This is a genomic window from Rhodococcus sp. ARP2, from assembly GCF_001029585.1.
Classification (GTDB): domain Bacteria; phylum Actinomycetota; class Actinomycetes; order Mycobacteriales; family Mycobacteriaceae; genus Rhodococcus_F; species Rhodococcus_F erythropolis.
In genome coordinates this window covers 17,126-33,135 of record NZ_LEKE01000053.1, presented here as the reverse complement: position 1 = coordinate 33,135, position 16,010 = coordinate 17,126, and the positions used below count along the sequence as shown (strand labels likewise).

At 65.2% G+C, this 16,010-nt stretch carries 10 protein-coding genes and 1 tRNA gene; 5 read left to right on the top strand and 6 right to left on the bottom strand.

The genetic code is table 11. The annotated features are described in order from the left end of the window. Positions 1-44 precede the first annotated feature (44 nt). A complete protein-coding gene (locus ABX74_RS13265) occupies positions 45-746 on the top strand; it encodes a TetR family transcriptional regulator (RefSeq protein WP_019749142.1) in 702 nt (233 codons plus the stop codon). Between the two features lie 58 nt (positions 747-804). On the opposite strand, the gene ABX74_RS13260 is transcribed toward ABX74_RS13265, so the two are convergent. Continuing rightward, on the bottom strand, positions 805-1,203 hold the full coding sequence (locus tag ABX74_RS13260; RefSeq protein ID WP_047888978.1) for a holo-ACP synthase: 399 nt from the start codon (positions 1,201-1,203) through the stop codon (positions 805-807). A gap of 10 nt (positions 1,204-1,213) precedes the next feature. Next, on the bottom strand, positions 1,214-10,525 hold the full coding sequence (locus ABX74_RS13255) for a type I polyketide synthase (protein ID WP_047888977.1): 9,312 nt from the start codon (positions 10,523-10,525) through the stop codon (positions 1,214-1,216). 419 nt (positions 10,526-10,944) lie between these two features. Here ABX74_RS13255 and ABX74_RS13250 point away from each other — a divergent pair, with 419 nt between their 5' ends. Together ABX74_RS13250 and ABX74_RS13245 are read left to right on the top strand one after the other, a co-directional pair. Then, positions 10,945-11,661 carry a hypothetical protein gene (locus ABX74_RS13250; protein ID WP_047888976.1) on the top strand — a complete coding sequence of 239 codons (717 nt, stop codon included), beginning with the start codon at positions 10,945-10,947 and terminating at the stop codon, positions 11,659-11,661. A gap of 73 nt (positions 11,662-11,734) precedes the next feature. Next, positions 11,735-11,816: transfer RNA gene (locus ABX74_RS13245), tRNA-Leu, on the top strand. Between the two features lie 58 nt (positions 11,817-11,874). On the opposite strand, the gene ABX74_RS13240 is transcribed toward ABX74_RS13245, so the two are convergent. Next, entirely contained in the window at positions 11,875-12,594 is a 720-nt protein-coding gene (locus ABX74_RS13240; protein ID WP_047888975.1) for an aspartate/glutamate racemase family protein, read from the bottom strand. A 304-nt stretch (positions 12,595-12,898) separates the two neighbouring features. Between ABX74_RS13240 and ABX74_RS13235 the strand changes: the two genes are divergently transcribed. Further along, the gene (locus tag ABX74_RS13235) at positions 12,899-13,306 is read left to right on the top strand and encodes a hypothetical protein (protein ID WP_021333455.1); all 408 of its coding nucleotides are present in this window, start codon (positions 12,899-12,901) and stop codon (positions 13,304-13,306) included. Next, positions 13,303-13,683 (top strand): DUF3817 domain-containing protein, encoded by a 381-nt coding sequence (locus ABX74_RS13230; protein WP_003945334.1) that lies wholly within the window; start codon positions 13,303-13,305, stop codon positions 13,681-13,683. Before ABX74_RS13235 ends, ABX74_RS13230 begins: the two co-directional genes overlap by 4 nt. Before the next feature lie 62 nt (positions 13,684-13,745). Here the strand turns inward: ABX74_RS13230 and rdgB are convergent, their stop codons facing one another. The 3 genes from rdgB to ABX74_RS13215 are packed head-to-tail and all read right to left on the bottom strand — an operon-like array spanning position 13,746 to position 15,954. Continuing rightward, positions 13,746-14,354 carry an RdgB/HAM1 family non-canonical purine NTP pyrophosphatase gene (gene rdgB, locus ABX74_RS13225; protein ID WP_047888974.1) on the bottom strand — a complete coding sequence of 203 codons (609 nt, stop codon included), beginning with the start codon at positions 14,352-14,354 and terminating at the stop codon, positions 13,746-13,748. 3 nt (positions 14,355-14,357) lie between these two features. Continuing rightward, positions 14,358-15,143, bottom strand: coding sequence for a ribonuclease PH (rph, locus tag ABX74_RS13220; protein WP_003945332.1), 786 nt, complete (start codon positions 15,141-15,143; stop codon positions 14,358-14,360). A gap of 52 nt (positions 15,144-15,195) precedes the next feature. Further along, positions 15,196-15,954 carry a cyclic nucleotide-degrading phosphodiesterase gene (locus ABX74_RS13215; protein WP_007733274.1) on the bottom strand — a complete coding sequence of 253 codons (759 nt, stop codon included), beginning with the start codon at positions 15,952-15,954 and terminating at the stop codon, positions 15,196-15,198. Positions 15,955-16,010 lie beyond the last annotated feature (56 nt).

Here is a 16,010-nt window from a genome sequence, read left to right as displayed (position 1 = left end):
CACAAGTCCCAAATTCGACAGAAAACACCGATAGCCTGGAAGACGTGCAGCCCACGACTCGTAACCGCGCGCGGCGACGAGTCGACCCAGCACTGGAGAATCCTCAGAGCCTCGAAGAACCGCAGGAACTGCTGCCGCGCAAGCGTCCGACGCAAGAGCGCAGCCAGCGTAAATTCGACGCACTCCTGGCAGCGTCACGGGAACTCCTCACCGATGTCGGTTTCGAATCGTTCACCTGCGAAGAGGTCGCGGCACGTGCTGACGTCCCGATCGGGACGCTCTACCAATTCTTCGCGAACAAGTACGTCATCGTGTGCGAATTGAACCGCCAGGACCTCGTCGGGGTCCAGCACGAGCTTGCGCAGTTCGGCGGCGAAGTACCCTCGCTCGACTGGTTGCGGTTCCTGAACAGTTTCGTCGATCACATGGCCGGACTGTGGACGTCCGATCCATCGCGCCGCGAGGTCTGGCTGGCGATGCAGTCGACGCCGTCCACGCGGGCCACCGGAGTCATTCACGAAAAGCAATTCGCCGAGACCGTAGCGAAAATGCTCGGTCCGTTGACGCCTCGTACGCGGCGAGATCGTCGCCTGATGATGGCGGAAGTTCTTGTCCACGTGGTGTATTCGATGCTCAATTTCTCGGTTCAGGACGGTCAGTCGCATGCCGACGCCGTCGCCGAACTGAAAAGGTTGATGATCGCGTATCTCCTCGTCGCCGAGAAGGAATCCCGCACGAAGGACTAGTCGAACGACAAAGAGCCGGTCTCCCCTTGGGAGACCGGCTCTTTCGTGTCGGGCAGTGTTACTCCGGGTCGGATTCGATGACCGCGAAAGCGCCCGCCATGTCCCCGTCGTGGGTGAGCGAGATATGAATCTTCACTCCGGTGAGGTGTTTGGCCACGTCACCGCGAAGCCGTATGCCCGGGCGACCCCAGGCGTCCGAGACGACTTCGATCTGATTGTGGATCATCTCCCCCAGCACCGGTGGGCTGGCGAAGAGAGCAGTTGACCATGCCTTGATCACTGCTTCCTTCGCTGCCCACCGGACGGCGAAATGTCGTGCCGGTTCGGAGCTCCGGGTAGCAGCGTCTCGACGCTCGCCCGGTGTGAAGTTGTCGAGCATTGCCGTTCCCGGCCTGTTCAATTGCTCGGCGAACTCCGACACCGTCACGAGGTCGAAGCCGATACCCAGAACTCCCATACCGTGATTATTACTTGCAGCCGGGCAGATTCGAGCGGTACACCAGATCTGCGCCGAGTCGTGCGTCCTCGCTCAGCAGCATGTCCGCTTCGAGCTGACGCGACGCCTTGGCCGGCGTTCCGTCGGCACCGAGGCGACGATCCGCCGGGCGCTCGTAGAGGCTGTCGCCACCGCACATCGCCTTGGCGAGGCGGCGCTGACCGTCGATCGTCCGCTGCTGCGCCGCAGCAACATAGTCGGCGCGCTTGTCGGCCGGAACCGACTCGACGAATGCCTGCGGGTGAACGACTGCGATCAGGCCGGAGACGTGACCGAAGCCGAGGCTGGTCAGCAGGCCGGCACGCAGCGGAAGCTGATCACCGAACTTGAGCGGCTGACGTGCCCACACGAGGTGCTCGAACTCGGCCATCTTGTCGTCGACGCAGTCGAGGCTGCGGTTCGGCGGGACGATGCCCTGGCTCAGTACCTGGCAGAGCCCGATCAGCTGGAAGGCTGCGGCACCACCCTTGGCGTGACCGGTCAGGCTCTTCTGCGATACCACGAACATCGGCGCACCTTCACTGCGTCCCAATGCCCCGGCGAGGCGCTCGTGCAGCTCTGCCTCGTTCGGATCGTTGGCGGCAGTGGAGGTGTCGTGCTTGGAGATCACGGCGATGTCGTCGGCGCTCACGCCGAGAGCGTTGAGCGAGAGTGCGAGCTGCGAATCCGCTCCCCCACGTCCGGCGCCCAGTGCTCCGAGTCCCGGTGCCGGGATCGAGGTGTGGACACCGTCGGCGAACGATCCGGCCCAGGCGACCACACCGAGGACGGGCAGGCCCATCTCGAGTGCCAGGTCTCCGCGAGCGAGGAGAATCGTTCCGCCACCGGCCGACTCGACGAATCCGCCGCGGCGACGATCGTTGGCCCGCGAGAAGCGGCGATCCTCGATGCCCTTGGCGTGCATGTCCTCGGTCTTGGCAGTGGCCGACATGTCACCGAAGCCGATGATGCCTTCCGTGCTCAGATCGTCGAACCCGCCGGCAACAACCAACTGCGCCTTGCCGAGTCGGATCTTGTCGACGCCTTCTTCGACGGATACCGCTGCCGTGGCGCAGGCGGCGACGGGGTGAACCATCGCGCCGTAACCGCCGACGTACGACTGAACGACGTGCGCTGCAATGACGTTCGGCAGCGCTTCCTGCAGGATGTCGTTCGGACGGTTCTCGCCGAGCAGCGTGTCGATGTACAGGCTCCGCATGGAGGTCATGCCGCCCATGCCGGTGCCCTGCGTGTTGGCGACCAGGCTCGGGTGTACCCAGCGGAGCAGTTCGCTCGGAGTGAAGCCGCCGGTGAGGAAGGCGTCCACCGTTGCGACGATGTTCCAGAGTCCGACGCGGTCGACCGAATCTGCCATGTCGGCGGGGATGCCCCACTTGGTGACGTCGAAGTTGGTCGGGATCTGGCCGCCGACACTACGGGTCAGCTTCATCTTGCGCGGGACGCGGATCTCGGTGCCTGCGCGGCGAGTGACTGTCCAGTCTCCGGACTCGGCGGAAACCGTCGCCGTCGTGTTCTCCGGATCGGATTCGACGAAGGCCTGAGCCTCTGCCTCACTGCCGACCACGAAGCTCAGATCCTTGTCCAGGAACACGGAGGTGAGCAGCGGAGCGGTGTTGTCGATCATCGCGCCCTCGTCGACGTAGCGACGGATGCCGCAACGCTCGACGACTGCGTCGTGGTACTTGTCGGCGATTTCCGCCTCGGGTACCAGGTCACCGGATTCGACGTCGTACCAGCCCGGCTTGGGGTCGTTCTCCCAGACGATGAGTCCGGTGTTCCACGCCAATTCGAGAACGCCTGCGGCAGAGAGCTGCTCGTCGACCTCCATCTCGAAGCGGGTACGCGAGGAACCGTAGGGTCCGAGCTCTCCGGCACCCACGATGACCACGAGGTCCGCGGGGGTGACGTCCAGTTCGGGCCAGCTCGGAGCCTTGACCGAGTCGTCGATGCGAGCCGGCGTGGGCAGCGCCAGGATGCTGGACTCGTCCACTGCTTCATCGACAGCCTCGGCGATCTCGGCAACCTCGGCAGCTTCCTTGGCCAAAGCACCCAGATCCAGGTTGGCCTCGGACAGTCCGCCGGTCAGGTCGACCTCGAGCGGAGCCTCTGCTGCAGCGCGCCGCGACTCGCGGGTTGCCGTCTTCAGCAGTTGGGTCGCCATCTCCTGGGTGGACCAGGTGCGGACGCCCGCAGCTTCGACCGCGTCGACGATCGGATCGTTGTGGCCCATGAGTCCGGTTCCGCGAACCCAACCGATGACCGCGTGTGCCAACGTGACCCGCTCGGCCCAGTTCCGCTCGGCCTTCCAGCGGTTGACCACGGCGATCAGCGAAGCCTTGGCCTCACCGTAAGCACCGTCGCCGCCGAACGTTCCGCGGTTCGGCGAACCGGGCAGCACTACGTGCAGGTGCGTGTCGACATCGCTGTCGTAACCGATCTTCGACAGACCGCCGATGAGGCGCTCCACCGACCAGAGCAGCACGCGCATTTCCATTTCGGCGCGAGCGCCGGCGTCGGAGAGTTCGCCGCCGACACGCGGAGCTGCGAACGGGAAGAGCATCGTCGGCGTCATGGCCGGCTTGATGAGCTTCTTTGCGCCGCCTGCGTTCTCGGTGGCCTCGTTGCCGATCCAGTCGATCAGTGCGTCGACGTCGGTGTACGACGCCATGTTCGCGGGAACCACCCAGAGGGCGGCACCGGCGCGAGCGTTCTCGCGGTACAGGTCGCGGTAGAAGCCCAGACGCTGACCGTCGAGTCGTGAGGTGGTCACGAATACCGTTGCGCCACCGGCAAGGAGCTTGCCCGTGACCGCTGCCGCGATGGAACCCTTGCTGGCGCCGGTCACTACTGCGACCTCGCCTGCCCACTCGGGTGCGTCGGATTCTGTCGTCACGGCCGCATCAGCGATGCGGGTGTAGACCTCGGCGACCGCGGTGCGGCCTTCGTCGGTTGCACGGGTGGCCCACCACTTCGCCTGTGCGGCGACGGTGGAACCGGCACCGATGAAGTTCTCGACCGACAACGCGGTGTCACCGAGCCAAATACGAGCGAGATCCTCACGCGCACTTGCCCAACGGTCGTCGAGCAGCACGGCTTTCTGTGCGTCGAATGCCGGAGCAACCAGACGCGGCCAGTCGGAGCCGAGTTCAGCCGAGACCAGGTCGACCAGTTCGGTGTCCTCGACCGTCGCGACTGCCGTTTCTTCGTTCAGTCCGAGCTGCTCGAGTACCAGGCGTGCAGCCGAGGCCAGAACGCCGTTGCGTCCGGTGATGTTCTCGGTGAACTCACCCAGGGCGGCTGCGTCGACGGTTCCGCCGCTTCCGCCGCCGGTAGCCGGCAACGAGACGCTGACTCCGCGTGCAGAGCCGACCGAGGCAACTGCGCTGTCGATGACTGCGTCGACCGCTGCGGCGTCGGCCAGTGCGCCGGAGCTCAGGCCACCGAGGTCGCCGCCGCGGATGCTGGCGCCGTCACGGGTGCCGAGAGCCACTGCTGCGGTGACGTGGTGCGCCCAGCCGTCGCCCAGTTCCCAGACCTTCTTGACGCGGTCGGCGATGTAGCCGGGACGCTTGCCCGAGGGGCCGAAGACCTTGCGCAGGTGATCGTTGATCGAATCGGAGAGCACCGGTCCGAACGGCTTGTACGTACGGGCGAGCTTGTCGACGGTTGCTCCCAAGGAGCCCATGTCGGCATCCGCGGCACCGTCGATGGCGCCGAGGGACAGCTCGGAGCCGAGGTCGACCAGAAGCTGGTTACGACGCGAGGAGACGCCGTCGCACAGTGCCTCGATCGTGTCGGCGGGGCCGACCTGATCGGGACGGAGCTTGGTCCACAGGCTGATCAGGACCTTCGTGGCGTCGGGCGCCTTGAAGGTGAGGTCGTCCGGACGCGGTCCACCCGAGGGTGCAGCCGGCGCAGCAGCTGCAACCGGAGCAGCGGCCGCGGCAACCGGTGCAGCCTGCGCAGCAGGCGCTTCGATCTCGTCGTCGTCATCGACGGCGGGGTCGACGTCGGTGCCGTAGACGATCGCAGCTTCGCGCTCGACGTTGAGAACCTCGACCGGGTAGCCGAAGCGGCCCGGCAGCTTGAGGGTCTGCGACGCGAGGTTTGCAACGGTCGGAGCAGCGCCGAGACCGATCTCGACGAAGCGTTCGACCCCGAGTCCACCTTCGGACTCGTCACCGAAGAGCAGGTCCTGCGTCTCGATCCAACGGACCGGGCTGGCGAACTGCCAAGCCAGCAGCTCGATCAGGATGATGCGGGACAACTCGTGAGTGCGCGTTGCGTAGCTGTCGAAGTCTGCAAGGACTTCCTGCAGCGGCTCGGACGGCACCAGGTCGGCGATTTCCTGAACGAAGTCACGACGCAGCGAGAACGGCTTCGGAACCAGGTTCGGGATGTAGCGGCCGATCAGGATGTCCGGATCGATGTCGTGCGGGAGCAAGTCCTGCAGGCACACGCGGAAGTCCGCCACGCCGCCACGAAGGACGGTGGAGTGGAACGGCACGTCGATGCCGGGAACCTGGATGTATGCCCGCTTGCCACCGAATTCTGCTCGGCGACGATCGATTTCGACCTCGAGTGCGTCGAGACCGGCTACCGAACCGGCGATGGCGTACTGGCTGCCGCGCAGGTTCAGGTTGACGATTTCGAGGAACTCACCGGAGGTCTCGGCGACACCGGCGACGAAGCCCTGCACGTCGTCGTCGGAAACACCGATCTGCGACGGGCGAATAGCAGCCATGCGGTAGTCGGAGCGACCGGCTTCGTCACGGGGAACGAGCTGGTGCATGGCGGAGCCACGCTGGAAGACGACCTCGAGAAGTGCTTCGAGCGGGAAAACCTCGGCGACAGCAGCGAGTGCGTTGTACTCACCGACCGAGTGACCGGCCAGAAGGGAATCCTCGATGAATGTTCCGGACTCGCGCAGCTCGGCAACCTGGGCAACACCGAGAACGGCCATGGCCACCTGGGTGAACTGAGTCAGGTGCAGGACACCGTCAGGATGCTTGTGCTCGACACCGCGCGCCTTGACGGTCACCGGGTTGTCGCGCACGACAGCGAGAATCGAGAATCCGAGTGCCTTGCGGGTGTGCTTGTCCGCACGCTCCCAGACGTCGCGGGCGGCCTTGGAGCGTGCACGAGCGTCGAGGCCCATGCCCGGGCGCTGGATGCCCTGGCCGGGGAAGGCGTAGACGGTCTTCGGTGCGGCAGTGCGGCCGGTGGCGACCATCACCAGTTCGCCGTCGATGCGGCAGCCGACCTCGACGATTTCTGCGCCCTGGTCGATGCCGACACGGTCGACGCGGACGTCGATCTCGGCGCCGGGGCGAACCATCCCGAGGAAGCGGGCGGTCCAGGCGGTCAGGCGGCGCGGCGGGACGCGGGTCTCGGCCGGGTCGACTGCGGTGACTACCTGCTGCGCTGCGGCGGAGAGCCACATGCCGTGCACGATCGGGGTTCCGAGGCCGGCCAGCAGAGCGGCGTTGTCGGAGGTGTGAATCGGGTTGTGGTCACCGGAAACCTGAGCGAACGCGCCCATGCTGACCGGCGCGAGGATCTTCGCGTCACGGCGACGACGACGCGAGGTGTCGACAGCCGCATCGCTGATCGATCCACCGGCGCGAGCCGGGTCGGCGAGTTCGCCAGCGCCCGTGCGTCCGCGGATCGCGAAACGCTCGGTCATGGTGACGACTGCGGGGGCGTCGAGGCCCTCGCCGAGCATGGCACCGACCTCGACCTTGACCTCGACGACGCGACCGAGGTCGGTGTCGAGAACCGAGGCGACCTCGGCATTGACCACGAGAATGCTTGTCTCGGAGGGAAGTTCACCGACGAAGTCGACGGTGTGGTCGAGGTGGACCAGGTCGAGCATGCCTTCGATGACTGAAAGACTGTCGAGCTTGGCTGCGCCGAGGACTGCGAACACTGCAGGCCAGCATGCTCCGACGACGACGTCCGGAACAGCCTTGCCGCTGACACTGAGCGTGGCGGGCAGACCGGAACCGGTGACACCGGCGTGATCGGCGATGCGATCGGGAACCCACGCGACGTTGAGGCGAGCCTTTCCGTTCTTGACTGTCGGAAGTTCTTGTCCGGCAGCAACTGCCAGGAGCGCGGACATCGCACCTTCGGCGTCGGCTTCGGTGACAACCGGAGCGCCGCCGTCGACGACGGACTCGGGGATGGTGATCGTGATGTCGACCGACTTGTCTGCTACCAAGGGAACCGAGAGCAGCACGTGCGAGGAATCGACGACGGTCAAGCTGGACCCCGTGGTGCCGTGAACTGCCTTGTCGGCAGACTCTGCACTCCACTCGTCGAGGTCACCGAGACGACGGACGGGGTTCTGGGTCAGGCGGCCGGCCCACTGGAGGTCGGGAGCCGAGAGGACGGCGTCGAGAAGTCCGGGTGCGGAATCCTGGTGGCGGCGGCTCGCGAGTGCAACCGGAGCGGTTCCGGCAGCAACCAATTCGTCGTAGGTCGCCTTCTCGAAGCGATCGAGCAGGTCACCGACCGGCTCGTCGACACGGGTGATGCCCGCGACGGCGACGGTGCCGGGGATGACACAAACCTGATCGGCGGTGTAGCGGGGATCGTGTGCCTGCCACAGGGAGTCGCTGCGCCACCAACGGCGAACGTCACCGTCGACGACGGGAACGAAGTTGACCGGCTTGCCCGGCGTCTTGCACAACGAGGTGAAGAACGAGACGTCTGCGGGATGCAGAACCGTCGTCGAGTAGTCCGGGTACGACGCCTGCAGTGCGCAGATCGCAGCCTCGGGGCGCTCGAGAGTCTCGGCGTCGCCGAACAGTGTGGGGATCGGGCCACGGTCGACCGGGTGCAGACGCGCCTCGGTGCGCTGGAGCATCTCGCCGAAGCGAGCGCGCCAGGTGATGTCGAGCCACGGGCTCGAAGTCGCCTCGACGATGGCGTCCTGAAGATCTGCGCCGCAATCGAATTCCTTCGCCGCGTCGATACCGACGGTCAGCTCGAGGTAGCGGCGCAGCCACTGTGCGTACGTCATGGTCTCGACGTCGCCGAAGTACGGCTTGGCGGTGACGTCGAGGGCGGCGATGATCTCGTCGCGGCGCTCTGCCACTGCCTCGGAATCGCCGGCAACCTCGTCGAGGAGGCGTCCGGTGCGCGAAGCCGCGTTGTCGATCTCGTGAATGTCGGCACCGAGCTGGCTACGGCCAGAGGCCATTCCGCCTTCGGCGGTACCGGCACCGACCCAATCCGGTGTTCCGGGCGTGTCGACGAGGAGCTGCTTGACCTCGGGCGAGGTGGTGGCCTCGAGGGTCGCCATGGCTGCCGTGCCGACCAGGATGCCGTCGACGGGCATGGCCGGGAAACCGGCTGCGGCAGACCAGCGACCGGTGAGGTAATCGGCTGCTCGCTCGGGTGTTCCGATGCCGCCGCCGACGCAGATGACCAAGTTCGGACGTGTACGCAGCTCGGCGTACGTGTCGAGGAGCAGGTCGTCGAGGTCTTCCCACGAGTGGTGTCCGCCGGCGCGGCCGCCTTCGATGTGGACGATGACCGGGAAGTTCGGAACCTCGTTGGCGATGCGGATCACGGAGCGGATCTGCGCCACGGTGCCGGGCTTGAACGCGATGTTGGTGATGCCGATCTCGGACAGCTCGTCGATGAGGGCAACGGCCTCTTCGAGTTCCGGGATACCGGCGGTGACGATGACGCCGTCGATGGGAGCGCCGGCAGTACGGGCACGCTGCACCAGGCGCTTGCCACCGAGCTGCAGCTTCCACAGGTACGGGTCGAGGAACAGGGAGTTGAACTGGACCGCGCGGCCCGGCTCGAGCAGCATCTTCAGCTCTGCGACACGGTCTTCGAAGATTTCCTCGGTGACCTGTCCGCCACCGGCGAGCTCAGCCCAGTGACCGGCATTGGCTGCCGCGGCAACGATCTTGGCGTCGACCGTCGTCGGCGTCATGCCTGCGAGCAGGATGGGTGAACGACCGGTCAGCTTCGTGAACGCCGTCTCGACGCCGATGCGGCCACCGGGAAGCGAAACAGGCTTCGGCGCGAATTCGCTCCACGAACGTGAGACCTCAGGCGCAGCACCGGGGGTGAGCAGATTGCGGTGTCCGCCGCGGGTGGCGGCGGCGATGATGCCGATGCCCTGCCCACGCAGCGAAGAGGACGTCATACGGGTCAGCTGATCGCTGGGCCCGAGATCGAGAATCCACTTGGCGCCGGCGGAGATTGCGCCGTCGACAGCCTCGACCCAGTCGACCGGATCGACGAGGACACCCTGTGCAAGTTCACGCGCACGGTCGGCATCGAGACCGCAACGGGTTGCCCAGCTGCCGACAAGTTCGACGGCCTCGGCCAATGCTGGGTGATGGAAGCCGATTTCGGTGTCGAGCGGATCGAAGGACGGAGCGAAGACGGAACCGCCACGCTTCTTGCCCTCTCGCTCGCGAGCTTCTTCGGCTTCGATCTGCTCGCAACGCTCTTGCACGCGTGCCAGCTGAGCGGGCGGTCCGGCGAGAACGACGCGGCGACGGCCGTTGCGAATGGCGAGAACAGCCGCGCGTTCGGGGGCAACACCCTCGGCAAGCTCGGCGACGATGGCGGCGAGACGCTCGGGATCGACGCCCGAGACCGCAACCATCGGCTTCGCGGAGGCGCCGGCGATGACGCCGCGGCGACGGCCGACCAGGCTGGCAGCAGCACCGACGAGCTGTGCGACGGCGAGGAGTTCACCGTCGTCGTTGCCCTGCGCGGCTACGGCAGCGGTGGCCAGCAGGCCCTGCGAGTGGCCGATGACGGCAGCAGGCGGGTTGCCGGCTACATCCAGACCCTGAGCGGAGAGTGCACGCAACGCCGCAAGCTGCGTGAGGAAGACGCCGGGGAGTGACACCGGAGCCGCGGTGAGCGCGGCAGCGGAAGGCCCGGCCGACTTCTCACCTTCTTCTTCGTCGACGATCTCGGCTTCGAGCATCCACGCGATCGGATCGAATCCGACCGGGCGAACCACGAGGAGATCCTGTGCGACGGGCGCGAGGCGTGCGGCTGCGTCATTGACCAGATCGGTCAGAACGGGCTCCAGGCCGTGGTCACGGCTGAGCTCCTCGAGCGAGGTGAGCCAGGGAGCGCCCTGTCCACCGAAAGCGATTGCGTAGGAAACGCCGTTGTTCAGCGAATCGACGAGGGCACCTTTGCTGGTCGTGCGGGACTGTCCCCCATCGACGCCGAAACGGCGTCCACCCTTCGAGTCGCGTCCGTTTCCTGTAGGTGTCGTGTCATCGATCGTCACGCGTACGTCCTCTCCTGGTCACCTCTGCGGCGAGGTGGGATTTGCGGTGTGCTGCCCGGCTGAAGTGCTCGCGAATTCGTCGAGAGAATCGACGGAGTCAGGGCGTTCGTGCAAGACAAGGTTTACACAGAATCATGAGGATTTCCTCACGTTTGTCGGCACCCTGGAAATCTGGACTTTCGAGGCCGTGATCTTCCTCACGAGACTTCGAGAAAGTGACTCGCGAGTAGGTCGCGAACGCCCTGCCTGGGACTGTTACCGGGATTTTCAGAAACCTGAGGAACCCCTCATATTTATTGTTACCAATTCGTGACCTCCTTGACGGACGGTCGATCCCGTGCGTTCCGGGCCACCATCTGTCGGACCCCCTCGCTACGTTCAGCGCGTCCACACCGGACGACTTCTCGGGGGGAGAAATCATGAAAGACACAGACGTAGTCAGAGCGGCCGAATTCATCGGCGCTGAGCTTCCGCGCGAGGCGTGGCCGCATTGGAATCAGGGATGGCCGCGCGAGTCCGAAGCCGCCCTTCTCGATGCGATCTTCTCGTCGCGCGCCGCCTACGGAACACCGAAGACCGGAGTCCGCGCCGTCGTCGACCGTTGGCGCACACACCGCTCGGTAGCCGCAGGCGATCGCCTCGACAGCTTGTCCGCTCTCGCCGCCTTCACCGACCGTGGCGACGAGCTCGCAACGATTCTCGGCAATCGCCAGCGCGTGCCGGGCAACTACTTCACCAAAGCCGAGGGTGCGGCTCGTGCGGCCAAAGCGCTCGCCGACGCCGGTTGCCGGTGCGGTGCCGACGTCGAGGACACCGAAGGCCTCCGTTCGGCAGTCGTCTCCGTTCCAGGCCTGGGCCCCAGGACCTTCGAGACGCTGGTGTTCCTGTCCGGGAAGTTGACGGCAACTTCGATAGATCTACTTGCACGGTTCGCCACCGAAGCAAGCAGTAGCGAGGAATTGTTGTCGAGCACCGACGCAGCCGAGTTGCTAGTTGCGGTTGCCGAACATCTCGATGTCGATGTTCCAACACTCACCCACGCTGCGTGGCGGTATCAACGCACGGCCGAGCAACCGCGCCGGTCGAAGAAATCCACCACGCCGCCCGCAGCGGATCCACTCGCCGAAACGGCCTGAGAGCGGGCGGGCGCATCCCGACCAGGGTGGTGTGCCCGCGAGCGATTCCACTCGCGTATCCTTTGAATTCCGCGCGCGAGTGGCGGAATTGGCAGACGCGCTGGATTTAGGTTCCAGTGTCTCAGGACGTGGGGGTTCAAGTCCCCCCTCGCGCACAACGAAAAAGCCCCGCCGGATCAGATCCGGCGGGGCTTTTTCGGTTCTAGATCAGGCTCAGCGCTTTCGAGCCTTGACCGGCGGGGTCATGTACGTCGTCCGGCTCGGCGTCAGCCCCAGACGGACCGAGCTCTCCAACCACGTGATCGCCGACGCCGTCGGATCCACAACCGGAACGTGAATCCCTTTGCCATGCAGCCTGTCTCGGACTGCACTGGTCACACCGAGCATCCCGGTGCAACCGAGAACGACGGAATCGGCCTCGCCGTTCTGCACTGCCGCAGACGCCTGAGCGGCCAGTCGATCGATCAGTTCCTCCCGATCGGTGAGGCCCAGCACCGGCATGTCCACGACTCGAATACTGCCCAGCCGACTATCGAGCGCATACCGCCGAGTGAGCGATCGGAGCATCGGCACGACGTTCGGCAGGATGGTCACGACACCGACGCGATCGCCCAGACTCATCGCTGTCAGAAATGACGGCTCGAAGCCGCCGACCACCGGTGCGTCGATGATCTCTCGGGCGGCATGCACTCCGGGATCGGCGAAACACGTGATGAATACACCGTCGACGCCTTCGACTGCCGCCTCTTCGACCCGCTGCACGATCCCGGGGCCGGCCAGTGCCTCGTCGTACTCGGACTCGATGCTCGCCGTGCCAGAGAGCAGTGACACGACATCGACCGTCGTGCCGGGCGCCGCCCAGTGCTCCACCTCGTCTGTCACCGCCGGAGTCAGTGTGGTGTCGATGACCGGGCGAATCACTCTGATGTGCATGAAACACTCCCCTGCTTTCGGATACGCCCGAGGTTATCGATGCAGCACAGCTGGGAAAATGTGTTCAGTGCCTGGCGTTGCGGGTGAGGATGGGCATAGCGCACAGGCGCTGTGGCACGGCCTCTACGACACGCCGTGGCACGGCTTCTACGACACGCCGTGGCACGGCCTCTACGACACGCCGTGGCACGGCCTCTACGACACGCCGTGGCACGGCTTCTACGACACGCCGTGGCACGGCTTCTACGACACCGTGTCGGAGATCGCAGGGCGAGGCACTATAGCTCTCAGGTACCGTCTTAGTGTGTCCAAGAACGCTACTAAACGCCGACCTGCGCTGATTCTGCTGGTCATCGTGTCAGCTGCCGGCTGCCTCGCGCTCGGCTGGTGGCAGTGGGAGCGCTTCGAAGCCGTCGGAGGCTCGGGACAGAATCTCGGGTACGCGTTCCAGTGGCCGCTGTTCGCGGCGTTTGTCGTGTACGCGTATCGCAAGTTCGTTCAGCTCGAAGACGTGGACCCCGAAGAGGCCGAAGCCGAGGAAGCCGCCGCGGAGCCGCGTGAGATTCCCGCCGACCTCTTGCCGCAACGCCCGCAGGCCGAGTTCGACGATGTGAACCTCGACGTCGACGACCCTGAAGCCCGCCAAATGCTGGAATACAACGACTACCTTGCGCAGCTCGCCGCTCGCGAGTCCGATAGGAGCACGACGTGAGTACCGGTTCGGAAGCGAGCATCGCTACCCCCGCAGTCAACGCAGAAAAGCAGAAGAAGGTTGCGTCGGCGCTCGTCCGATACCGCGTTCTCGCCTGGATCACCGGCCTCTGGCTGCTGTTCCTGACCGGTGAGATGGTCTACAAGTACCTGATTCTCGACAATTCGGCGGACGCACCGTCGTGGTTGTTCTACATCGGTCAGATCCACGGCCTGTTCTACATGCTCTATCTCGTGTTCACGATCGACTTGGCGATCAAGGCCCGGTGGAAGCCCGGTACGACGGTTGCCACCGCGCTCGCCGGCACGATCCCGTTCCTGTCGTTCGTGTTCGAGCACAAGCGAACCGCCCAGGTGAAGCAGGCTTATCAGCTCTGAGAGTTTCGAAAAGTAGAGCCCTGAACGCAGACGCGTTCAGGGCTCTACTTTTCGGATTCGGTTCAGCCGGCCAGTGCGGACAATGCCGGAACGAGCTGTACGAGCGCGCGCCCTCGATGTGACGCCGCATCCTTCTCGGCCGGGGTGAGTTCTGCGGCAGAGCGGGCGTCGCCGTCCGGACGGAAGATGGGGTCGTATCCGAAACCCCCGTCGCCGGCTGGTTCTCGGCCGATCACCCCGCGCCATTCGCCGCGCACGACAGTCTCGTCGCCGCCGGGGATCACCAGTGCACAGGCGGAGACGAATGCCGCGCCGCGCCGCTCGTCTGGCACGTCTCCCAGCTGAGCCAGGACAAGCGCCGTGTTGGCGCCGTCGTTTCCGTGAGTGCCCGACCATCGCGCGGACAGCACGCCGGGCATACCGTTGAGTGCATCGATCTCGACACCGGAATCATCTGCGATGCAAGGCATTCCGGTTGCCGCCGCGCCGTCACGTGCCTTGGCGAGTGCATTCTCCTCGAACGTCGCACCGGTCTCGGGGGCTTCGGGGAACGGCGGCACCTCGTCGAGCCCGACCAGTTCGATTCCGTTCACTCCAGCGGCGTCGAGCACCCGGTGAAGTTCCTTCAGTTTCTTGGCATTTCGGCTGGCAACCAATACTCGTACGCTCACAGCTCAGGCACCGAACTTCTTCTTGGGTTCCGGATTCTTCGGTTCGGGTAGCACCCCGGGATACGGCTCGGCCAACGCTTGACGCTGGATCTCGAAAAGTTGCTCACAACCAGCCAGAGCGGAGTCGAGCAGCTTGTCCAGCGTCGAGCGCGGGAACGTGGCGCCCTCACCGGTTCCCTGGATTTCCACCAGCGTGCCGGTATCGGTGGCCACGACATTCATGTCGACCTCGGCGCGCGAATCCTCTTCGTACGGAAGATCGAGGCGCACTCGTCCGTCCACGACGCCGACGCTGACGGCCGCTATGCCACACGAGATGGGCTGAGGGTCGGAGAGCAGGTCGGCTGCGCGCAGGTACGTCACGGCGTCGACCAGGGCCACATACGCCCCCGTCACTGCCGCGGTGCGGGTACCGCCGTCGGCCTGGAGGACATCACAGTCCAGGGCGATGGTGTTCTCGCCGATCGCAGCGAGATCGATGCAGGCCCGAAGTGATCGGCCGATGAGTCGACTGATCTCCTGCGTACGGCCGCCGACCTTGCCCTTGACCGATTCGCGGCCACTGCGTGTGTGCGTGGCGGCGGGAAGCATCGCGTATTCGGCTGTCAGCCAACCCAAGCCGGAGCCCTTGCGCCAGCGGGGTACACCCTCTTCGACGCTGGCCGTGCACATGACGCGAGTGTTCCCGAACTCGACCAGAACGGATCCGGCCGGATGACTGGTGAACCCCCGGGTGATCTTGACCGTGCGGAGCTCGTCGTCCGCCCTACCGTCTTCTCGTGTAGTCACCTTCGTGAGCCTAGCGGTCGCCCGGTCGGCACTGCATCGAATGTGAGGGGAATCAGATGTCGTAGACGCTTCCGGCGGAGACGGCATGGACTGGTCCGGAGAATTCGGATTTCGCTTCGGCGATCACGTCTTCGCGGGAGGTCCACGGCGGGATGTGCGTGAGGAGAAGTTCCTTGACGCCGGCGAGGGCAGCCACACGGCCGGCTTCCTTACCGGAGAGGTGAACTCCCTCGGGGCGATCCGGACTGTCGGTCCACGAAGCTTCGGAGAGCAACACGTCCGCTCCACGGGCGAGTTCGACGACGTTGTCACACATACCCGTGTCGCCGGTGTAGACGAGCACGCGGCCGTCGGCGCCGGTGATCCGGAAACCGTAAGCCTCGGGAGGATGATTCATCCGACGGGCGACGACGCTCAGTTCTCCGAACGTCACCGGCTCGTTCTCGGCCCAGAGCCGGACGTCGATGGTGTCGGAGATGTCATCCATCTCGCCGGCACACTCGGCGGAGGACACTCCGATGCGGCAGGCCGTGTCGGTGGGGCCGTAAACCAGAGCCCGCCCGACCGGTGGGTTGGGGTGATAGCGACGCCAGACGAGCAGGCCGGGCATGTCGAGACAGTGGTCCGCATGAAGGTGCGAAAGCAGGATCGTCACCTCGCCCGGATCGGCGTATCGCTGCAACGCCCCAAGAACTCCCGGGCCGAAGTCGATCACGAGCGGCGGAGTTCCCGGTGCCGTGAGCAGGTATCCCGAAGCCGGTGAATCCGGACCCGTGACGCTGCCGGAACACCCCAGGACGGTCATGCGCATACCGGTCATGCTGCCACGTCTACCCGTCTGGAAAAAAGCTCTTGGTGGTTTTGGCG